The sequence below is a fragment of the Mucilaginibacter dorajii genome (assembly GCF_024808255.1).
Classification (GTDB): domain Bacteria; phylum Bacteroidota; class Bacteroidia; order Sphingobacteriales; family Sphingobacteriaceae; genus Mucilaginibacter; species Mucilaginibacter dorajii.
Window position 1 is genome coordinate 1 of sequence record NZ_JANTYS010000043.1, and the last position, 21,344, is coordinate 21,344.

At 43.0% G+C, this 21,344-nt stretch carries 15 protein-coding genes; 5 read left to right on the top strand and 10 right to left on the bottom strand.

What is annotated here, in order from left to right:
• Positions 1–132 precede the first annotated feature (132 nt).
• Positions 133–1,536 carry an aminopeptidase P family protein gene (locus FHS10_RS28890; RefSeq protein ID WP_259097690.1) on the top strand — a complete coding sequence of 468 codons (1,404 nt, stop codon included), beginning with the start codon at positions 133–135 and terminating at the stop codon, positions 1,534–1,536.
• A 720-nt stretch (positions 1,537–2,256) separates the two neighbouring features.
• Here the strand turns inward: FHS10_RS28890 and FHS10_RS28895 are convergent.
• Positions 2,257–2,409: a hypothetical protein gene (locus tag FHS10_RS28895; RefSeq protein WP_259097691.1), complete on the bottom strand. Its 153-nt coding sequence runs from the start codon at positions 2,407–2,409 to the stop codon at positions 2,257–2,259.
• A gap of 478 nt (positions 2,410–2,887) precedes the next feature.
• On the opposite strand from FHS10_RS28895, the gene FHS10_RS28900 reads away from it, so the two are divergent.
• Both FHS10_RS28900 and FHS10_RS28905 read left to right on the top strand, forming a co-directional pair.
• On the top strand, positions 2,888–3,937 hold the full coding sequence (locus tag FHS10_RS28900; RefSeq protein WP_259097693.1) for a hypothetical protein: 1,050 nt from the start codon (positions 2,888–2,890) through the stop codon (positions 3,935–3,937).
• A gap of 54 nt (positions 3,938–3,991) precedes the next feature.
• Entirely contained in the window at positions 3,992–4,387 is a 396-nt protein-coding gene (locus FHS10_RS28905) for a hypothetical protein (protein ID WP_259097694.1), read from the top strand.
• 53 nt (positions 4,388–4,440) lie between these two features.
• Here the strand turns inward: FHS10_RS28905 and FHS10_RS28910 are convergent, their stop codons facing one another.
• The 9 genes from FHS10_RS28910 to FHS10_RS28950 all read right to left on the bottom strand — a co-directional run bounded on the left by FHS10_RS28910 (position 4,441) and on the right by FHS10_RS28950 (position 18,868).
• Positions 4,441–5,238 carry a LysM peptidoglycan-binding domain-containing protein gene (locus FHS10_RS28910; RefSeq protein ID WP_259097695.1) on the bottom strand — a complete coding sequence of 266 codons (798 nt, stop codon included), beginning with the start codon at positions 5,236–5,238 and terminating at the stop codon, positions 4,441–4,443.
• A 516-nt stretch (positions 5,239–5,754) separates the two neighbouring features.
• Positions 5,755–8,139 carry a TonB-dependent receptor gene (locus FHS10_RS28915; RefSeq protein ID WP_259097696.1) on the bottom strand — a complete coding sequence of 795 codons (2,385 nt, stop codon included), beginning with the start codon at positions 8,137–8,139 and terminating at the stop codon, positions 5,755–5,757.
• A 440-nt stretch (positions 8,140–8,579) separates the two neighbouring features.
• Positions 8,580–9,167 (bottom strand): hypothetical protein, encoded by a 588-nt coding sequence (locus FHS10_RS28920; RefSeq protein WP_259097697.1) that lies wholly within the window; start codon positions 9,165–9,167, stop codon positions 8,580–8,582.
• A 410-nt stretch (positions 9,168–9,577) separates the two neighbouring features.
• Positions 9,578–10,786, bottom strand: a complete 1,209-nt coding sequence (locus tag FHS10_RS28925; RefSeq protein ID WP_259097699.1) for a TraB/GumN family protein — start codon at positions 10,784–10,786, stop codon at positions 9,578–9,580.
• A gap of 6 nt (positions 10,787–10,792) precedes the next feature.
• Positions 10,793–12,085: an erythromycin esterase family protein gene (locus FHS10_RS28930; RefSeq protein WP_259097700.1), complete on the bottom strand. Its 1,293-nt coding sequence runs from the start codon at positions 12,083–12,085 to the stop codon at positions 10,793–10,795.
• A gap of 167 nt (positions 12,086–12,252) precedes the next feature.
• The gene (locus tag FHS10_RS28935; RefSeq protein ID WP_259097701.1) at positions 12,253–13,764 is read right to left on the bottom strand and encodes a RagB/SusD family nutrient uptake outer membrane protein; all 1,512 of its coding nucleotides are present in this window, start codon (positions 13,762–13,764) and stop codon (positions 12,253–12,255) included.
• Between the two features lie 35 nt (positions 13,765–13,799).
• Positions 13,800–17,156 carry a SusC/RagA family TonB-linked outer membrane protein gene (locus FHS10_RS28940; protein ID WP_259097702.1) on the bottom strand — a complete coding sequence of 1,119 codons (3,357 nt, stop codon included), beginning with the start codon at positions 17,154–17,156 and terminating at the stop codon, positions 13,800–13,802.
• A gap of 112 nt (positions 17,157–17,268) precedes the next feature.
• A complete protein-coding gene (locus tag FHS10_RS28945; RefSeq protein WP_259097704.1) occupies positions 17,269–18,213 on the bottom strand; it encodes a FecR family protein in 945 nt (314 codons plus the stop codon).
• Positions 18,214–18,259: 46 nt separating this feature from the next.
• The gene (locus FHS10_RS28950) at positions 18,260–18,868 is read right to left on the bottom strand and encodes an RNA polymerase sigma factor (protein WP_259097705.1); all 609 of its coding nucleotides are present in this window, start codon (positions 18,866–18,868) and stop codon (positions 18,260–18,262) included.
• A gap of 233 nt (positions 18,869–19,101) precedes the next feature.
• On the opposite strand from FHS10_RS28950, the gene FHS10_RS28955 reads away from it, so the two are divergent.
• Together FHS10_RS28955 and FHS10_RS28960 are read left to right on the top strand one after the other, a co-directional pair.
• Positions 19,102–19,680, top strand: a complete 579-nt coding sequence (locus FHS10_RS28955) for a Crp/Fnr family transcriptional regulator (protein ID WP_259097707.1) — start codon at positions 19,102–19,104, stop codon at positions 19,678–19,680.
• Positions 19,681–20,068: 388 nt separating this feature from the next.
• Positions 20,069–20,968: an SDR family oxidoreductase gene (locus FHS10_RS28960; RefSeq protein ID WP_259097709.1), complete on the top strand. Its 900-nt coding sequence runs from the start codon at positions 20,069–20,071 to the stop codon at positions 20,966–20,968.
• The last annotated feature ends 376 nt before the right edge of the window (positions 20,969–21,344 follow it).

Sequence of the window (21,344 nt, forward strand, 5' to 3'; positions counted from 1 at the left end):
ATACCGATACGTAACGACAGGCATTATGCGAGAAAAACCAAAGCAGGAAAGTATAAAAAGTACAAATAAACTAACTAAGTTAGCGCCATTACTCTTCAGGGGGGTAGGGGGTTTTCTGTTTATATTTGCGGCATGAGTTTACAACTTTTTGAAAAGCAGGTATACGCCGGCAGGCGCGATGTGTTGAAACAAAACTTTGGGCACGATGGGCTGATTGTTTTGCTGGGTAACGAGGAAAGCAGCATGAGCTATAAGGATAACCACTACCCCTTCAGGCAGGATAGCAGTTTTCTGTATTACTTTGGATTGGATGTGGCCGGCATTGCCGCCGTTATTGATACCGATACCGGCGGGGAGGTGATCTTCGGCAATGAGCTGAGCATGGATGACATCGTTTGGACTGGCATCCTACCTACCGTGAGCGAAATGGCCGCCCTGGTTGGCGTTACCCAAACCCGCCCCTATAACGATATTACCCACTATATACATAAAGCGATAACCGCCGGTCGTACGGTTCATGTACTGCCCCCTTATCGCCCCGAAAATAAAATAAAGCTGGCCGCATGGCTCAATGTAAGCTTACAGGACGTGGCCGACCATGTTTCCATCAAGCTTATTAAAGCCGTAATTGCCCAGCGGGTGATCAAAACCCCGCTGGAGGTTGCCGAACTTGAAAAAGCGGTATCAACCAGTGTGGATATGCAGCTGGCTGTGATCAAAAATACCCGCCCCGGCGTTAAGGGTTATGAGCTGGTGGCCAAAGCCCATGAAGTGGCCATGGCTGCCGATTCGCGCCTGGGTTACCCCGCCATTATTACTCCGCACGGCCAAACACTGCACACGCACGATTATAGCCATACCCTGCAAAACGGTCAGATGCTGCTGTGCGACATTGGTGCCGAAAACGCCATGCACTACGGCGGCGACCTTACCCGCACCGCCCCCGTTGGCAAAACTTTTACCACCAAACAGGCCGAACTATACCAGGTGGTCTTAGATTCTATGGATCACGCCATCAGCATGCTTAAACCGGGTGTACGCTATAAAGATATTCACCTGGCCGCCTGCCAGAAGTTAGTTGAAGGCTTAAGCCAGGCCGGCATGATGAAGGGCGACCCTGCCGAAGCTGTTGCCGCCGGTGCGCACACCATGTTTTTTCAATGCGGACTGGGCCACATGTTAGGCATGGACACCCACGATATGGAAGACTTGGGCGAACCCTACGTTGGCTATACCGATACCCTCAAAAAAGAAACCAATATTTTCGGCTTAAAATCGCTAAGGTTGGGTCGGGAGTTGGAGGCAGGCTATGTGCTCACCATCGAGCCGGGCATCTACATTATTCCCGAACTGATTGACCGCTGGCAGGCCGAAAACAAATATGCCGACTTCATCAACTACAGCGTATTGAACACCTATCGCGATTTTGGCGGCATCCGCATCGAAGACAACTTTTTGATCACCGATACCGGCAGTCACCTGTTAGGTAAATATTTGCCAAAGAGTTTGAAAGAGATTGAGGAGCTGAAGGGGTAAGGTATCATCCACGTCGTTGCGAGTTTTTAAATCCGCGGACTATGAAGATGAACATGACAATATAAAGCCATGTCATTGCGAGTTTTTAAATCCTGCGGACTATGAAGGTGGAAATGACAATCACCATTAACTCCGCCGTCATGCCGAACTTGTTTCGGCACCCCACTCGCTAAATATACTTCATGTGGGTAATCTGTCCTGTGGGTTCCTGAAACAAGTTCAGGATGACCCCATTTTTATAACTTGTCATGGGTAGGCAAGAAGCAATCGCAAATTATAAAGTTCCAATTGGTGAAGTTCGAAGCGGTGGCCCCCGTGCGAATCCCCTCTTGAGCTACCGTGTGTACGCATCTTTCTAAAAGAAGAAAATGTCATTTCGATTGAGTGAAGGAGGACTATGAGTAGGGTGCGAGAGAGAAACCTTGTACGAGCGACGAGCAAACGTGGTCTGTCGTATAAGATTTCTCACCCTTACCCTGCAAAATCCCGCCCTTCAAGAGTTCGAAATGACAATCTTTTTTGTTTAATGATACGATTTCAAAAGAAAAGATGTGTACACACCATAGCTCTCAAGAGGGGAATTGAAATCCCCGCCCCTCCAATTGTCTAAACCACCATCCATATTGTCTGCCTCGCTATAAAAGCGCTGTTGTTTTCAAGGCCTAAGCCCCATTTTTGACTCAAATCAAATCAAAACAAAAAACGCAGAAATCATGACAACTAAAACAGCAAAAACAATCTTTTGGATAGGCGCAGCATGCCACTATCGATGCCCTGGTAGCCTTCAGTATTGTATCCGTTACCTACATCATGTTCAGGAAGGTTTACCCGGTAAGTTATGGAAGCCGTCCGGCCGGAAGCAAATAAAAGCAAAGCGTCCGTTTTCTATAACAGGCCAGCCTTACGAAGTTTTAGAAACTTTGTAAGGCTTTCGTTTTTTTTCGAACTCAATTCAATTACCGGCCCATGTCAAATATCATTACGTTGAGGAATTTGAACTGCGCCGTTAGGTGCAAAATATCGGTAGAAAATAAATCACAAATGAAAAGCGTGCCGTTAGGTACGCAACATCGCCAGTGTCGTACCTAACGGCACGAATATCCTAATGGGTATCGGCTTCTACCGACATTAAACCCCGATGGGGTTCCTTAACTTAATGACAGTGCACATGCGCATACCAGACTTACGAAGTTTTAGAAACTTCGTAAGTCTTTCGTTTTTTAGTAGAACTCTTTGCATAGCAATAGCACCCAATTGCTGTCGCATAAAAACACTGTATCAACACACCTCGCTTAACTCCCTCATCCCAAATTTCATTATATTTAAATCATATTTCGCCGCCTTTACCGCCATGAAACCTTTACACGCGTTTTTCCTTACCTGCATGATCCTTTCGGCATTTACGCCCCAACACGCCAATGGCCAAAAGCGTTATTTTGCCGTTAAACCGGTGGAATACCTTGAGGACGGGCGCAACCTTCATTTCCCGGTTTTTTACAACAATCCGGCAAACGCGGCAACTACCTCAAAAATAAACCAGCAGTTGCAGTTGTCCGAGTTAGAACTGCTAAAGGGCTTTCAAACCAAAAACATATTTGAAAGGATTAACTATAACAACGGCACCATTTACGGCGGCAAATGGCAAATGACCTATGATCTGTTTACCAATAACAACAGGTTATTGAGCCTTGGTTTTGATGAATCGAGCAGCGGGATGACAACCGCTTATTGGACCCGCTACTACAACTTTAACGCCGGTAATGGCGACCTTATCCAGCTATCCGATCTGTTTACACCAGCCGGGTTCAAGCTGTTTAAAAGCCTGGCCATCAAAAAAAGCGTGCGTGCGTTTAAAGAACAGATCCATGCCGCCGGCGAACCTGACAGCGTATGGCAAGATGTGATCCGATACATTGGCGAATACGTTACCGAAGACTTTTATATCAAAGGCAACTCCATTATTTTAAATGGCGATAACCGCCTGTCTAAAAACCAAAAGGGCTGGGATATGATCGTAAAATTCGGCCTGTCCTCCTTCGGCGGCTATCTTAACCAGTATGGAAGATGCGTGTTCGGGCTAACAAACCAGCCCATTGCCCAATACAGGTCGGTATCCTTACCGCAACTTTTTACGGGTAAAATTGATAAATACCCCATCCTGTTTATCCTGCGGTCCTCCAATTACCACGACTGCGAGGGCGTTTACTGTTACCAAAAATATGGCCGGGGCATTAGCATGCAGGGCGATATGGTAAATGGTCAAATCAAATTAGACGAATATGACAGCGACTTTAACACCAAAGCCCACATCACCGGCCGGGCAAGTCCCGATTCGGTAACCGGCACCTGGGCTAAGAGCCCTAAAGGCCAGTCGTTCCGTTTGCTGGTTTACCGAAAATAAATAATGGAAAGCTAAAAAGCTGTACCAAAGGTTCAATAGCAAAAATACTGACGTATGATAAACAAACAACAGGAGTTTGAGGAAACAATGGCGAGGCAAAAAACCGACAAGCTTTTAGATATTATTAATAGTGAAGCAGGTATTTATGACCCATTGGCGGTTCAGGCTGCGAATAACGAATTGATAGCACGCAATCTATCTGATGACGAGATCAAAATGATCGAAGCCGAAATTGCCGAAAAAATGGAGGAGTTTGAAGCCAGGAAGTATGCGCCTCTCGATTTAGGATATAAAATTCTCTGCATCATATTGCCCGGTACCATTCCACTTACTTTGGCGGCGGGCTTTAAAGCCGATGGGTATCATCAAAAAGCTAAAGATAGCCTTAGATGGACATTTTATGGCTTTGCTTTTTATATTTCAGTTGTCATTTTGGGGAATATTTTTTAAGAAGTATTATTAATGGCATGGCGGGCGCGCCAGCGAAGGTAACGAAGCAATATTTACTTAAAATCGTAAAAATAAATTTCTGAACTATCGCTCTCATTACTAAGAAGGCTATAAAACGGAGCAATGTGATATGTAAAAACCTCCCCTGGATCTAAAGCAATGGAAATGTCATTATAGTCCCATACATCTTCCGATAACCTATATCTTTCTATACCTTTTATAATTATTTTTTTGTTACTTATATTCTTTAATCCAGTTCTTTTTACGCTTTCGTAATATGTTTCTTCGTCATCAACGTCAAAGTCCATTACAGCACCATTTCCACTGTAGCCTTGCACTGTTTTTTTTACAGGTCTTTTCATCGGAACCCGCTCCTCATACTCAACCGGAGCCAAATATTTTTTATTATTGGCTGCTGGATACTTAAACTTTAATAGTTTAACTATATCGGCATAATTTTTCTTATTAGCTATGTCATGTTCTACCTTTAGAATCTTTAAGTCGTCGCTATGGTCCGCCTGTGATTTTTTTGGGGGAGGGGATACCGAGTTCTGCTGTAATTTAGTATTTGTATTATTATCATCGTTTTGAGAGGGTATTTCTGGTATCTTTATCTCCTTACCGTAAGCTAAGGGTTCGTTATTATTGGCTATCATTAGGTCTTTTGTGTTTATGTGAAATTTCCTTGAAATAATGTAGTAATTATCCCCAGAATTAACTTTATAAGTGACTTTTTTCATAGAAGAATCGGGATATGTCTTATTTATAGAACGATTTTGGGCGGCAACGAATTCCACAGTACTTAAAAAAAAGACAACAAAAAAGAATACTATTTTTGATTTCATTTTCATGGCGATATATTTTGATTTAAATTTAAAAAAAAACGAAATATATTTCATTAGTTTTTAATTGAATTTAGCCTCCTTAGTGCAAGTGTTGTGCGCCTGCATGCGCGAAGCTCACTTGTGAATCTCCTAATCAAAACATACCGTAAAGCACAGGTCAACCACCACGCCAACCCATTCACAAGACCTGCGCTAAAATTGCACCTTTGCTGGCAGCCGGCTGTCGCGTGTGTCTTTATCGATTTTACATCTTACAATCAATCGTAGCCGGGCCGTATGACACACGCGTGCACCGGCGAAAAGATGGGTACACGGTAGCCCACTCAGCCATCCGCAGTTCGTCGAAATGACATTAGGGAGTTCTTATATCAAACTCACGTTAACTTAATGACATTGGGCGCACGCGACCCAGCGGAGGAGCCGGTTTTACAACCAGGCTCCCCGAAAACGGTGCTCCAACAATAAATACTATACCTGTTGCAAGGCAGGCCAAAGGTGCAGCCTGCCTGCAATTTTTTTCAATTAAAATTTCAACGTAAGGCTGCCAATAAATTGTGCTGGTGCCTGCGGCGTTAAGCGTAATGACCACGCCTGCTCGCTGGTAATGTTATTTACTTTAAAGCCGATGCGGTATTTAGGCTGATCATAAAATACACTGGCATCTAATATAGTATAAGCAGGAACTATCACTTTTAAAGTAGTTGTATTCACGTTGTATGATGAACTGCCCGAGTTACCGCCAAATCCTAAACCTAAACCTCTCAGATCGCCTTGCTGCATGCGGTAGCTAACCCAAAAGTTAAGCATCCTTGCCGGACCAGAATACGCCGGGCGCAAACCGTTGGTGGTAACATCCGAGTGGGTTAGCTTACTATCGTTATAAGCATAACCTGCAACAATGTTTAAGCCATCAAATGGATTGGCTGTTAAATCAACTTCGACACCTTTACTTAAACGGGTACCATCCTGTATGGAGTATTGACTGTCGTTAGGATCGGGCCTGATCATATCTTTTACCTGGATATCATAGTAGCTAACCGTACCTACCAACCTATGATCAAGTATATCGCCTTTTACACCAAACTCCAACTGGTTGGCGTGTTCTGGTTTAAACTGGCTACCATTGGCAAATACACCACTTTCGTTAAAAAAACCGTTCATATAGTTACCAAATACCGATATCTTGTCTTTAACCACCTCGTAAACAGCACCCATTTTTTGCGATAGCGCAGTTTGGCCGTAAGGACCTGTTTGCACACCGTTTGCACCCAAACCACCGGCGGTTACACCTGTAGAGATATTATAAACACCACCATATTGATAACGATCGAGCCTTAAGCTGGCCATTACCGAGAGCTTATCGGTGATATTAAACACGTCAGAAACGTAGGCCGCGTAAGTGTTATCGTGGTTATTTTCTTTCCGCAAAGTGCCCGTGCTGGTTAACGAATCTATTTTAAAGCGACTAATGCGATAGGTAGATGGTGTATGTATAAAGCTAACGGTTTGGTTATAGTTTACGGTAACCCTATCAAAGCTGTTGGAGTTGTTGTAATAATCTAAACCGATAACTACACGGTTGCGGTGACCGCCAATTTTGAAATCGCCTGTAAAATTCTGTTGCAGATCGGTAGCGATAAATGAGGTATTACCGGTAATAACCTGTGGCCTAAGGCTGGTATCGCTGCGGCCGGTTAGCGCCGTGATATATCCGTTGATGGTAGATCGGGCGCGTGATATCACGGTTTGCGACGTCCACTGTGAGGATATTTTATAGTTCAGCTGCCCAAAAATGTTCAGCATCTGTGTTTGATAAGGCAGATCGTTGCTCAGGAAAGTTTTATTGTAAGGGAAACCCATGGTAGCAATATTAAGGGTACGCACCTTGGTACCGCCTGTATATGGGTTAAAGCGCACTACCGAGGTACCTTTCTCCTGCCCAAATTCAACATCGAGCAAGAGCGATAAACGATCTGTGACCTGGTACGAGAAGCTTGGCATTACACTGATGTTATTGGTAAAGCCCAAATCCTGGAAACTTTTTTGAAAGGTAGTAGCCGTGTTTAAACGGAACAAAGCCGTTTTATCGGCATTAACCGGCGAATTGATATCGGCTACCAAGCGGTTATAATTCCAACTGCCGCCAAAGTAAGACACCTCGCCGCCAAAGCCGTTGTAAGGCTTTTTGGTAACACGGTTGTATAAACCACCATAGCTGCTGGATATACTGGTACCAAATAAGGTAGCCGATGGGCCTTTAATAGCTTCTACACGCTCAAGGTTTGCCGGATCGATAGATGAAAAAGCGGCGCCTGCTACACCATTGCGTGCATTGGGTTCGGTTTCAAAACCACGGGACAGGAAGGTTACCCTGCCCTGGTTGGCAATAGTAGGAATACCCGCGCCCGGTACGTTTTTAGATACGCTACCCAAATCAACGGCCATTTGTTCCTGGATCAACTCCTTTGAAACAGAATTGTATACCTGCGGGTTCTCGATGTTTTTTAACGGCAGACGGGCAATGTAAACACTCTCCTTTTTGGAGAATTTGTTTTTGTTGCCAGAAACGGTTACCTCCTGTAAGGCGGTTACGTTTTCTTTAGGCAACTGGTAGTTAACTATTGCGGTTTGCCCGGCAACAACCTGTACTGGCAGGTCTTTTTCGGGTGAGCCAAGCACCTGCACTTTTATAGTATAACTGCCGGCATCAAGGTTATTAAAAGAATAGTTACCGTTTTCGTCGGTTAAGGTAGCCTTGGTGGTGCCGATGATAGATACCGATGCGGAGGCCAGGGGGCTGCCATCAACCATGGTTACTTTTCCGGATAGATTACCCATAGTTTGGGCCTGAAGTGCAAGTGAACTGCCTAATAAAATGGCAAACAGTATTGTAAATAGATGTTTCATCAATAATGGATATAAGTTAATCTGGGCATAAACACCGCAAATATATCTCATTATTTATAATCAGTCTAATTAAATATTAACTTATGCGGCTTGTATTTTGGCTATGAGCAACTTAGTTTATCAAAAAAAGCCGCTTTAATTTCGTAAAGCGGCTTGTACGGCCATTTAGACCATTTTTGGCGTTATAAATTCAATTAGCAGCCAGCGTTTTGTTTTAGCTGTCCCTGGCTTATCTGGATGTCTTTGGGTGGAATTGCCGCCTTTACCGGCAGCACGCCAGTGGCGTGTGTCTTTAACTCTATTAATCATTTGAAACCCGACAAACCAATCGTAGCTTGGTGGTAAAACTATACATTAACTATACAATATTACAGTTCCACCCATGTCTGTTTAAATAAAGCGATCTTTAAGGTATTTAAATTAGTTCTGGAATCTGTTTTTTAATGTGTAACAATGGCCGTATCTTTTGATAAAGCCGTTTTGCCTGCCTTTTGCTTTATATATTCAATGATATCATAGTCAGACGCGCTTTTGATAAATTCATAGGTAGGGCGGTTATTAATCATGAAATTCTCCAGCTGCGGGCCCTCGTAACCAGTTAATTTAATTACCAGGCTTTTAGTGAATCGGGCGTCGACAATATCACCATGATAGTCTCTTATCAATGTTTTTTGGAGTCGCCGGGCGTCCTTTCCTTCTTTGCTTAGTGCACTATACAGGGCATCTATATTTATTACCAAACCAGCTCCATATCCTGCAGCAATAGAGATGACATGACTGTCATCGCCAATACGGTAAATTTGCTTATAGTCGGCCTGATTCCTTTTAAATTTTTCCAACGGACTGATCTTCGATCTGATAAATACCTCTCCTAACATATTAGGTAGAGGTTTGAGTGTAATCAATAGCGGGCTCTGATTTCGAAAAATCAGCGTATCAGTTTTAAATCCTATATAACTTGCTGATACCGTATCGCCTATTTTTAAGACCAGTTCGAATTTGCCGTTCTCGTTACTGATAGCTATCATCTGCGAATTTAAATTTTTGATAGTTGCTCCAATAAGAGGTTTCGAATTACTTATGACAAACCCATATATGTTTTGTCCGTAAGCAAAATTTCCTGCTAACGTAAAAAACATTGAAACACAACTTAAAAACAAATATCTGCTTGTCGATAATTTAAAAATCACAATAGAGAATTTATTTAGACAATTTAAAATGCAATTTGATTTTCGAAACTCATTTTCGGTAATTTAGATCAAACCTGGCGACATTTATAAATCGAGTAGCTTCGAGTTTACAATTTAATGTGTTACATGACGCTTTAGGTTATTTATTAATTTTATTTCAGGATTTAAAGAGACTGGCTTTTCACGTTGTGGATCAGGATTAACGCCGCAACAAATTAGTTCATTCACGTGATCGATGTTAGACGCTGCTAATAGTTTAAATCTATTTCTGACAAATGTGAAAACAAGAATAGCGCATCTGCTGCAAAGCTATCCCGCTGTACAATTGCATTGGTAAACTGTCCTTTAATGTATGATATTACCATAGGTTTATATCCTGTTAAAACATCTTTATCTTTTTTTCGTTCAAAATAGTCTTTCTTTTCAAACAGGGTTTTTGCTTGTGCTGACCCTGTAAATACTTCTACATTCATTTTTTGAGCTGAAAGATCGGCTACGGGTAATTTAGCAACGTTGGCGAAATCTGTGATAAATACATAATACTTTTCCTTTAGCTCTTCGCTTAAAAGTTTCCCTACAGAAAATGAAGGAAGATTATCTTTAGTAAAATTCGACTCCAGGTTTGCTTTAATAATTTCTGTGTTTAAACCATAGTAAATTGTTTTTTTACTTAGTTTCTTCAAAATCTGGTTGGCAATGTAACGGGATCTGTCGTTGAGTACCTTTAGCGGGAACTTTTGATCAGCAGACTCTACTTTTAATACAAAAGTATTGTGAATCAGATCTTCATTGCATTTGAAAATTAAGTTTTGATTAAGCTTTGAGAGTTTGGTGTTTTTAAGAGCTTCTATCCAGGTTTTAATATCTGAATAAGCTGTTGAATCCGGGGTGGCGTTATCACTCCATTTTTCACTCAATTTTTGCCCATAAGATTTATCAACAGGGAATACATAAGCAGATAGAAGATAGGACGGTGGTATTTGTGTATAGGGTGCAACTCCCCCAATATTAACCATGTCGTCCGGGTGGCTTAAATTGTAATTTTTTATCCACTTTATCAATGAGCTGAATTCCGGGTTTGCAAATTTATGATGGCCGGAAAAGATATTTTTGATCAGTGAGTCTAATCGTGCATTATCAGCGGGTACAGCAGTAGTTAAATAGATATTCAGAGGCCTAAGTAACCAGTCGTCTGTTTGCAATACGATATTCCTGAATTTCTTTTTTGTTATCAGGTAAGCCGAAAATGCAGTGTTGAACTTTTTAGTTTCCTTTGCGAATTCTCCAATATCCCCTAAGCCCACAAGTTTAACTTCATCTGTGTTTTTAAAGTCTGAAATTTGTTCAAACATCGGAATAGCTTCATCAATGTTTTTTGAAGCAAGTTCCTGTACCTTTTGAGCCTTAACGGTACTCACAACAAATAAAAGTGCAATAAAAATACAGGTGGTTTTCATAGTATATTAATTGGAGATTTGTTTTGCAGTTGAATAAATTTCAGAAAAAATCACCAGGGCATCAAAGGCGTTGTTAAGCACGGGAATAAAAACCTGAAGGCCGTTTGCATCAATAGTATTAGTTTCTTCTTTAATACCCATGTTGATCATATCCTGATGAACAAAAATCCCCTCTGAAATTTCATATTTATTTAAGATTTTATATGCCGCGGTAGATGGCCCGGATTTAAATGTTTTAGTAACATATTTTCGGTTATCATTTTGCATAAAATTATTATTGTTAATTTCAACTTCGGCAAGTTTTGAAAAATCGGTTGCAACTACGTAGTATCTGTTTTTAAAATATTGATTCAAATAATTTCCCATATACCTTGGTTCGGATCTAATGACGTGGGCATTGTGTGCCCATACTATGGTTTTGTCATTTGCGCTCAGGTATCGAACATTTTCTGACATAACACTATCCCGAAACAAATTTGCCGCATCCGATTTATCAGACTTGCTTTTCGAGTCTCTGATAAGGTAATTTACACCGTTTACCGCATTATGAATATAAAAATGCAGCCAATAAAGCTCTTCCCCGCTAATTTTAGTTTTAAGCAATAGCTCAGCTGATAGGACCCATTTGTTAAGGATCATAATTTTAGCAGTATCGGATATATCCGAACTTAACTGATACACATATTGCTGGCCTTGTTTATGATCATACGGAATAATATATTTATTAAGAATAAAGTTGATAATACTTTGATCTTTGCCAATTTCAAAGCCCACAACCTCCACAATGTCTTTCGGATGTTTAATGTTGTACTGTTTTATCCATTTAAATAAATTCAAACATTCAGATGCAGTTGCATCAACAAATTGAGCCTGCTTTATCCATTTGGTGATGTAAGATGTGTCATTTATGCTTTGATTATTTAAATAGTTTCTCATGGCTCTTATCCTTCCAATGTCAGAAAGTTCAAAAAGAACCTTTCGATAACCTTTGCTCTCAATTAAATACCTAACCATATTTGCTTTAAATGCAATTGGCTCATATCCTCCGTGACTAACTTCGCCCAATGCAACTATTTGAATCGAATCAGCGATTTTTTCACCAAAAATTGAACCCAGGTAATTATTTGAATAATGAGATGTTAAACTGTCTAACTGAAATTTGGGGAATTTATTTTTGATTGTTTGACCATAGGAAAATGGACTAAAAATCACAATAGCAGCAATATTTAAAATTACATGGGAAACAAATTTAGCGTGCCAAAATTTGTTTGCAGAACATATTGCTGTAACTATTGACATGTTTTTATACCCTAAATAGATTGACACAAAGTATAAATTATCAGTTGAGTATACAAGCTAAGAAAAGCCGCTAAATAGCTTTTTTTTACAATTGAGAATGATCCCTGTATTTTCTTTTTTAACGCAAAAAGCCGGGACTAAGCCCGGCTTTCGCTATGTAAATTCAATTACCAGCCAGCGTTTTGTTTAAGCTGTCCCTGGCTTATTTGGATGTCTTTGGGTGGAATTGGCCACACATTGTCCCTTGCAGGGTCAAAATTGCGGGCTTTCCAAACTACCGAGCCGTCGGCTCCATGCAGCGGTTTGGCATAGGTTGCCTGCGCATCGCCCCAGCGTACCAGGTCGAAGTTACGGTCGCTCCACTCACCGGCCAGTTCTACACGGCGTTCGTGTTTCAGGTCGGCCATGGTAGCGCCCGATTTGGGTGCCAAACCTGCCCGCACCCTTACCAGGTTTAAAGCGGCATCGCCGTTTTTACCCTGCATAATCTGCGCTTCGGCTTTAATCAGCAGGATCTCGGCATAACGCAATAACGGTACGTTTAAGTCAGTCGACGGCTCATCGCCATTAGGGCTTACATGGATACCACCTGCATAGCTAAACGGCTCCATGTATTTATTAAACTGGTACCCGGTTAAGCTATTGCTTTTGCCGCCAATGGGGTAGGAATACGTTTGGCCAAAGTATTGGAAAATATCGCCGTTTTTAAGGATAGTAGCGGCAAGCCTTTTGTCTTTAGCTTCAAATTCGTCAACCAGTTCTTTGGTAGGTTGATAATAACCAAAGCCGTTGTACAAACCCCAGCCTTTATTTTCAAGCATGGCACCGGGTAAAATGCTTTGTCCGTTTAAGTTACTCGCTACCGACCAAATGTACTCCGAGCTATAGTTATTGGCAATTTTAAACACATCGGCATAGTTGCTTAACAAAGCATGTTTCCCGCTTAAAATAACCGAATCGGCATACTTTTCGGCATTAACATAATCTTTGGCATGCAGGTAAGCTTTAGATAAATACGCCCAGGCAGCAGTTTTGTGCGCGCGACCGTAATCGGCAGGGGCAAGCTTATCAAAATAAGGCAACAGGTTAGCCGCTTTCTTTAAATCGGCCACAATGTAGGCGTAGTTATCTTTAACCGATGCCAGTTGCGCAGGGAAGGCCAGCGGGTTGGTACGGCTTTGCAAAGGGGCACCTTGTTTGTCGGTTCCGTACAGGTCGGCAATTTCCAGGTGCATTACCGCGTGGATAAAATAAGCCTGCCCCAAAATGAAGTTTTTGGCAGATTGATCCATACTGATAGCGGGCACATTGGCTATCACATCGTTTGCCCTTTTCATCACCACAAAGTGTAACGACCATGGGGCGTAAATACTACTTTCGTTACCGGTACAAATAAAGTTTTTGATGTTTTCCCTATCGGCAGATGTACGGCCAACTACCATATCGTCGCTGGCGTTTATAAACCAAAAGAAACCACGGCCGTACAGGTCTTCGCTGTTGCTTTGTTTTTCATATAAACCATTGGCGGCAGCCTGGGCATCGTCGGCAGTTTTCCAAAAGTTGGTACTGGTGGGGGTGCCGGTGGGTTTAATATTATCTAACGTACTTTTATTACAGCTTTGCGCAAGTATAATAACCATTACACCTAATAAGCCTTTAGTTATATTTTTAAATTTCATCTTCGTTGTCTCCTTAAATTCTGATTGCGTTTGTATTACAAGCCTACGTTAACACCTATTAAAATGATCCTCGATTGTGGGTATAATCCTAAATCCACACCGTTTTGGTTAATCCCAACCTCAGGATCAAGGCCCGAATATTTGGTAAATGTGGCCAGGTTTTGCGCGTTGGCAAATACCCTTGCACTGCGTACACCTATTTTGTTCATCAGTGTTTTAGGTAAGGTGTAACCAAGTGTTACGTTTTTGATGCGCATGTAAGAACCATTCTCAACATAAAAATCAGATACGTTACCAAAGTTGCCATTGGCATCACTTGCCGATAGCCTTGGAATGGTGGTATTGGTATGTGTAGGTGTCCAGGCGTTTTTAGCATCGGCCAGCAGGTTGTAGTTTTGGATTGACGCGTTTAAGCCGGTGTATTTAACCGCGTTAAAGATCTTGTTGCCGGCTATGCCTTGTAAAAATATGCTCAGGTCAAAGTTGCCGTAGCTAAAGTTGGCCGTAAAACCGTAGTTGAATTTAGGGAATGGTGTGCCTAAATAGGTTTTATCGGCATCGGTAAGTTTACCATCGCCGTTCAGATCAAGAAACTTGATGTCGCCTGGTTTGGCATTTGGCTGGATCAACGCGCCCGATGCATTCTTATAGTTATTTACCTCGTCCTGAGATTGGAACAGACCTGCTGTTTTGTATCCGAAGAAAGAATACAGCGAATATCCTTGCTGTAACTGAATAGGAACCAGGTTATCCCTTACCGTAGGGTTTGATAAAATTTGTTCTTCCCCAGGTAATATATCGATGATCTTATTTTTGATAAATGAGCCGTTTGCTGCAAAGTTGTAGTGAAACTGGCCTATGCTGTTCTGGTATTTAACAGCCAGTTCGATACCCTTGTTCTGGATTTCGCCACCGTTCACAAACGGAGGGTTTGATACCCCATAAACCGCCGCTACAGGAGGTTGGAACAAAAAGCGGGTATTCTTTTTCATAAACACATCGCCGGTAACGTTAAGCTGACCGTTGAGCAAGCCCAGGTCGAAACCGATATCTGTTTGGGTCGCTTTTTCCCAGTGCAGATCCTGGTTGGCCAAACCATCAATAGCCGAACCTGTGATAGCCGTAGCCGGGCTACCCAAATAACCTGCTGTTTTAGTTAATGATACCGAAGTAGGGAAACTTGGCAAACCCGCAAGGTTACCAGACTGACCGTAACTGGCCCTTAACTTAGCAAATGATACCAGACCATTTTGTGGGAAAAATGATTCCTTGCTGATTAACCAACCGGCAGATACGCCAGGATAAGTTTCTGTTCGGTTTTTGCTGCTTAACAATGAGGTAGCATCACGGCGGATAATGCCGTTGATAAAATACTTACCCTGGTAATCGTAACCAACCCTGCCTAAGTAAGAGATTAGCGCGGCCTCGTTTTTATTGCCCTGCAATGGTACACCTGTTGGGTTTAAGGTACCATTAATAATGTAGCGGTATGCAGGATCTTCGCTCAGGTAATTATCGGTGTTTACGCTAAAAAACTCCTGGGTATCGTCCTGGTAGGTATAACCGGCCAGCGCCGTAACGTGGTGATCAGTACCAAATGTCCTGTCGAAGTTTAAGGTTTGCTCGGCAAGTATCGTTCTTGAGTTGTTCTGCTCCTGGAAAAGAGAGTTATCAAAAAACTTTTTACCCGGCTCCAATATTCTGGTGCTAAAGTTTTTGATAGTCTCCAGGTTTTTAGTGATGCCCAGATTTGAGCGGAATTTTAACCCTTTAAATAAGCTAACCTCAACATAGGGGTTTATGGTAAAGCTGGTAACCGCGTCGCTGTTATCCAGGCGTTTTAAGTAAGCTACGGGGTTAATCACGTCGCCGTATGAACCCGCGTACTGGGCAGGCACACCACCAAAACTACCATCGGCATTATAAATAGAGGCGTTAGGCGGATAAAATATGGCCGATAAAATTGCACCGGTATATGCGCTTGTTGTATTGGCACCCTGGCCGTTGTTATAAGAGAAAGACATGCTTTCACCCATTTTTAACCAGTCTTTGATCTGGTGGTCAGAGTTTACCCTGAAGTTGTAACGGAGAGCATTGGTATTTAACAGGATCGCGTCGTTTTTACGATAGCCGCCCGACACATAAAAAGTTGATTTATCGTTACCGCCGCTGATGTTAAGGCTATAATCCTGCACGTGACCTGTTCTGAACAAGGCATCTGTCCAGTTGGTGCGGGTAATCCGTGAATCGGGGTTTACCGTAGCGTCAAATGCCGGCAGACGGGTTTTGCCCGCATTATCGTAGGCTGTGTTGATCGCGTCGGCATAATCAGCTGCGTTTAACGCCTGTAATATTTTCAGGGCGTTTTGTTCGCCACCTTTTACCGAGATATCCAGGTTTGTTTTACCCTGTTTACCGCGTTTGGTGGTTATTAAAATTACACCACCGGCTGCTTTAGCACCGTATATAGCGGCATAAGAATCTTTCAATACGTCGATAGATTCAATATCGTTTGGGTCTATCGGACCGCCATTATAAATGGTTCCGTCAACTACCGTCAGCGGGCCTTCGTTGTTAAAAGAGCTTTGGCCACGTAACCTGATGCTTGGTCCCGAGGTTGGGTCGCCACCCTCATTCAACACGGTAACACCGGCTATTTGTCCCTGCAGCATTTCGGTAACCGAACCTACCGAACGATCTTTAACATTTGATACTTTTAGCGAGCCTACAGCACCTGTTACATCCGACTTTTTTTGAGTACCGTAACCAACCACCACAACGGCGTTAAGGCCGGTTACATCGGCAGTTAAGGTTACATTAAGCGGAGAATGATCGGCAACAACCTCCTGGCTTCTGTAGCCGATGAAGGTAAATACCAATACTTCGCCCTGCTCAACGGCTATTTTAAAATCGCCGTTAACATCTGTTGAAGTACCGGCCTGTGTAGTTTTACTGCGGATAGCAACACCTGCAAGCGGGCCTTCTTTATCAGATACGTTACCCGTTACCACAATTTTAGCAGGAACACGTACTACTTTTTTACGGGAAATAATAATGGTGTTATATTTTTCGCGATACTCCAACAGGGTGTTGTTGGTTAAGGCGTTCAGCACGTCTTTTAATGGCTTGCCGATAAAAGTGTTGGCTTTTACTTTTACAGCTGCAACGTCATCCAGTTTGTAGTTAAAGGCTACGTTGTTAATGGCCTTTTTTAATTTTTCGAGCGATGCATCCATCGTCTCATCGGCAAATTTTACGGTTACCGGCTGGTCAATCAATGATGCCTTTCGTTCGGCCCTGGCCTGCCCCGGCACCACGGTTGTGAAAATTGTTAAGAGCAATAAAATTGCGGTCGTTAACTTTCTTGAAATCTGGGTTAAAGATTTTTCCATACATTTGTTTTTAAAGTGATTAGTAACCGCCCGTTTGCTTTTAATTTTGGCAGTTACACTTAATTAGCCAGTGCTTGTTAGTAGCAGGCATTGGTTTCTCTTTGATATATTATTATTTAATATTTACCGTATCTCCGTTCAGCCTGTATTTGCGGCCGTCAATAAGTTGTAGTATATCCAGCACCTGGTTTATGCTTAGCTTGTTTGAAAACCTAACCGAGTAATGCTGTTGTTTCCGTTTTTTACCCACGTTGTTAAAACTCACGTTATACCTGTTTTGCAGGTAAACAGCTACTTCTTTAAATTCTACATTATCTAAAATCAGGTCGTCATGCATCCAACTCAGCAAATGATCGCCGGTGATGGTTTCTTTTGAAAAATTTTGGGTTTGCTTGTTATAGGTAAGCTGTTGCTGCGGCGTGTACATCCCTAAGGTGTGTTTTTGATCGTGCACCTCAACCTTGCCGCTGCTTACAAATACCTGTATAGTTGGTAATTCCTTATAAAATTTGATATTGAACGAGGTACCTAATACCTGGGTGGTAACACCGCCTGTATGTACCAGGAAAGGTTTGGTAGCATCGTGCTTAACATCAAAAAAAGCCTCGCCGCTCAATAAGGTAACTTCACGCTTGGTTTCGCTGAATTTAACCTGGCAACGAATAGAGCTACCGGCGTTGAGCTGTACAAGTGAGCTATCGGGCAGTAACACCTGTTTCATTTGGCCTTTTGGGGCAGTGATAACCTGGTAAGCTATCTGATCTGCGGCTTTAGGTGCAGTCCATAAGCGGGCGCCGAATATGCCGGCAAACAGGGCGATCAATATCACCGCCGCCACTTTTATCCAGTTGGTATATAATTTTCTTACGGGTGGCTGGTTAATCGTCTGGTTTTCTATTTGCTGCCACAGCGATTGTTTTAGGCCACTCACAACCGGAGGAATTTCCTCTTGTCGCGGCAGCTGATCCATCAGCGTTTGCAGTAACGCCAGTTCTTCTTCAGTGCATTTGCCTGCATTAAATTTATCAAGTAATTTTTTGAGTTCCTTTTCTTTCACTTAAAAGCCTTTATACTTACTAAGTGACAGCCGGGAGGGATTTGTACTATAGCAAATTGAAAAAAAACAGCAGCAATAAAAATTCGCGGATATTATGGAGGGGGATCACATTATTATACGCGTTAACTATCTTTTTAAGGCGGGCCAGCGCGCTGCTGATCTGGTTGCGCACGGTTTGATGCGAGATCCCTAATTCGGTGGCTATTTGCTGCCCGTTCATATCATGTTCGCGGCTGTACAAGTAAACCTGCCGCATTTTTTCGGGCATATCGGCAATTTCCTGGTTAATGAGGGAGCTTAGTTCGGCAAAGGAAAGTTTTTGGGCGGTACTGTCTTCGGCTACCTGGGGCAGCTCGGCCAGGCTGTTTAATGATTCGGGGCGGGTGCTTTGCTTACGGTACCATTTATAAACCATATAGTTTACAGATACCATCAGGTAAGCTTCCAGCGCGCCATTTACCTGGATGGTGTAGCGGTTTTTCCAAACGGAGAGGAATAATTCCTGCACCATATCGGTAGCCTCCTCCTCGTTTTGCGTTTTTTTGAGAGCGAAAGCGATTAATTTATCAGCATAACGCTCATAAATTTCTTTGAATGCCCGGTGATCGCCGCTTTTTAGTTCCAGTAAAAGTTGAGCATCCGGATAGTGTTTCACAAACCTTGTTTTATGGGGGCAAAATAACGCTAATGGTGTTAAGTTAAATTTAAGTATACATTAACGCTTATAAAAGTATTTCGAAATAAAAATTTAACAAGAAAGGGAAGAAGAGTCAAGAGGGTAGAATCAAGAGTTAAGACAGCTGCGGGGAAGGGGAGCTGGAACTTTCGGACTTTCGGACAAAAGACTTCCGGACTAAGGAGAATTATTTTTCTTATTTTTGATAGTATATGTTTAGCGATTTCGAAAGATATATCAAAACACAGGCCGTACTTACTGAAGAAGATATCAGGCTTTTTAGGGATACCGCTATTGAAAAAAAACTGCGCCGTAAGGACCTCCTTTTGCAGGAAGGCGAAATTTGCCGTTATAAAACTTTTGTTTGCAAAGGCTTTTTGCGCACTTACCGCACTACCGGCAATGGCAATGAACATGTGATGCAGTTTTCGCCCGAGAACAACTGGACCACCGACCCGGAAAGCTATGAACACCATACGCCATCGTGCTACAACATTGACGCGCTTGAGTACACCGAAGTGGTGATGTGGACCAAAAAGGATTTCGACTACCTGTTTGATCACATCCCCCTGCTTAAAGTTTATTCGGATAAGCTGATTGCCAGCAACCTGTCGCGTACCCGGCAGCGTGTTTTTAGCGCCATAAGCGCCACAGCCGAAGAGCGGTATGACGAGTTTATAAAAATGTATCCCGGTATTTTAACCCGCGTTCCCCTGCACATGGTGGCATCTTTCCTGGGCGTATCCCGCGAAACCCTTAGCCGCATCAGGCACACCCAGGTAAAATCATAAGGAATTGTCCTCTCCACCCTGGCATTTTGAGCATGATAAGTCCACCATGTCATTGCGAGGCACGAAGCAATCGCATGCTATACAGGGTGAATCTGCACAGTTCGCGATTGCTTCGTGCCTCGCAATGACATAGCTTTATATTGTCATTCTACCTTCAGATTTTCGCGAAATTTTATCACTCAGGATGACAAACATTTTTACAATACCTCACAAGTAGAAACTCAAAATAACAGCCTTTTTTACCGCATCATTTCAACCCTTTTTACCCTCCTTCCAAAAACGGTGACAAATGTCCTCGTTTACGGGTTTGCCTTTGGTCAACTTTGTATTGTTAAAAAAGAAGATCAAAAAAGCTGATCTGTTATCGTTTACCAAAAAAATTTAAAACATGCGTGTATTTGTTACCGGCGCTACGGGCTTTATAGGCTCGGCCATTGTTAAAGAATTAATCGGGGCCGGCCACCAGGTGCTTGGCCTTACCCGCTCGGATGCGGGCGCTGATGCGCTGATTGCCGCGGGCGCCCAGGTGCATCGTGGCACACTGGAGGATCTGCACAGTCTGCAAAGCGGCGTTGACGCTTGCGATGGCGTTATCCACACCGCTTTTATTCATGATTTTTCAAAGTTCCAGGAAAACTGCGAAACCGACAGGCGCGTTATTGCCGCCATGGGCGATGTGCTTGCGGGGTCCAACCGTCCGCTTATTGTCACCTCGGGTACCGGCCTGGGTGCCCATGCACCTGGCGAACTGGCGGTAGAAAGTAACGTTGCCACCTCCAAAACCAGTCATCATCCCCGGGTAGCGTCAGAAGAAGCCGCCGAAGCAGTGGCAGCACAAGGCGTAAATGTATCTATTATGCGCCTGCCCCCTTCGGTACATGACAAAGGCGATCATGGCTTTGTTCCTATACTCATAGGCATCGCGCGCGAAAAAGGTGTTTCGGCTTATGTTGCCGATGGTGCTAACCGCTGGCCGGCAGTGCACCGACTGGATGCCGCCCGTTTATACCGGCTGGTGCTTGAAAAAGGTGTACCCCAAACCTACCATGCTGTAGGCGACGGCGGCATACCCACCCGTCAGATTGCCGAAGTTATAGGCAGTCATTTGAATTTACCCGTGATAAGCTTATCGCCGCAGGAAGCGGGCGCTCATTTTGGCTGGTTTGCCGGTTTCTTTGGTTCAGATGTTCCCGCCTCGGCCCAACTCACCCAACAGCGCGTTGACTGGCAACCCACCCACCCCGGCCTCATTGCCGACCTGGAGATGGGCCACTACTTTGAAAAGTAAAGGAGGGATGGCATGAGGTCGATGTTATTAAATTAACGTTAGTTCGATATAAGAAATGGACATTCCCAAATCAAAAAAAGGATGTCATTTCGATTGAGCATGGGCGGGAATGAGCGGTTGCGCGAGAGAGAAATCTTATACGATATGCTGTGATGGACTGCATAACGTATAAGATTTCTCCTCACCCTCCCCCAGGCCATCCTCCGTTCGTCGAAATGACATTTGGGAGTTCTTACATCAAAAACACTGATCCTTAGTGCCCTACCATTAATAAACTGACTTATGAGGCCGTATCATAATTCAAATGATGCGGCCTCTATGTTTGCAACGTATTGGCTCCATGTTTATCTGTTTTCGTTGAATTTCTCAGCAAGGA

What these genes read in the sequence shown, in the direction of transcription:
- FHS10_RS28890 (WP_259097690.1), top strand. Translation starts at nt 133, where the DNA reads ATGAGTTTACAACTTTTTGAAAAGCAGGTATACGCCGGCAGGCGCGAT.
- FHS10_RS28900 (WP_259097693.1), top strand. Translation starts at nt 2,888, where the DNA reads ATGAAACCTTTACACGCGTTTTTCCTTACCTGCATGATCCTTTCGGCA.
- FHS10_RS28905 (WP_259097694.1), top strand. Translation starts at nt 3,992, where the DNA reads ATGATAAACAAACAACAGGAGTTTGAGGAAACAATGGCGAGGCAAAAA.
- FHS10_RS28910 (WP_259097695.1), bottom strand. Translation starts at nt 5,238, where the DNA reads ATGAAAATGAAATCAAAAATAGTATTCTTTTTTGTTGTCTTTTTTTTA.
- FHS10_RS28915 (WP_259097696.1), bottom strand. Translation starts at nt 8,139, where the DNA reads ATGAAACATCTATTTACAATACTGTTTGCCATTTTATTAGGCAGTTCA.
- FHS10_RS28920 (WP_259097697.1), bottom strand. Translation starts at nt 9,167, where the DNA reads ATGATAGCTATCAGTAACGAGAACGGCAAATTCGAACTGGTCTTAAAA.
- FHS10_RS28925 (WP_259097699.1), bottom strand. Translation starts at nt 10,786, where the DNA reads ATGAAAACCACCTGTATTTTTATTGCACTTTTATTTGTTGTGAGTACC.
- FHS10_RS28930 (WP_259097700.1), bottom strand. Translation starts at nt 12,085, where the DNA reads ATGTCAATAGTTACAGCAATATGTTCTGCAAACAAATTTTGGCACGCT.
- FHS10_RS28935 (WP_259097701.1), bottom strand. Translation starts at nt 13,764, where the DNA reads ATGAAATTTAAAAATATAACTAAAGGCTTATTAGGTGTAATGGTTATT.
- FHS10_RS28940 (WP_259097702.1), bottom strand. Translation starts at nt 17,156, where the DNA reads ATGGAAAAATCTTTAACCCAGATTTCAAGAAAGTTAACGACCGCAATT.
- FHS10_RS28955 (WP_259097707.1), top strand. Translation starts at nt 19,102, where the DNA reads ATGTTTAGCGATTTCGAAAGATATATCAAAACACAGGCCGTACTTACT.
- FHS10_RS28960 (WP_259097709.1), top strand. Translation starts at nt 20,069, where the DNA reads ATGCGTGTATTTGTTACCGGCGCTACGGGCTTTATAGGCTCGGCCATT.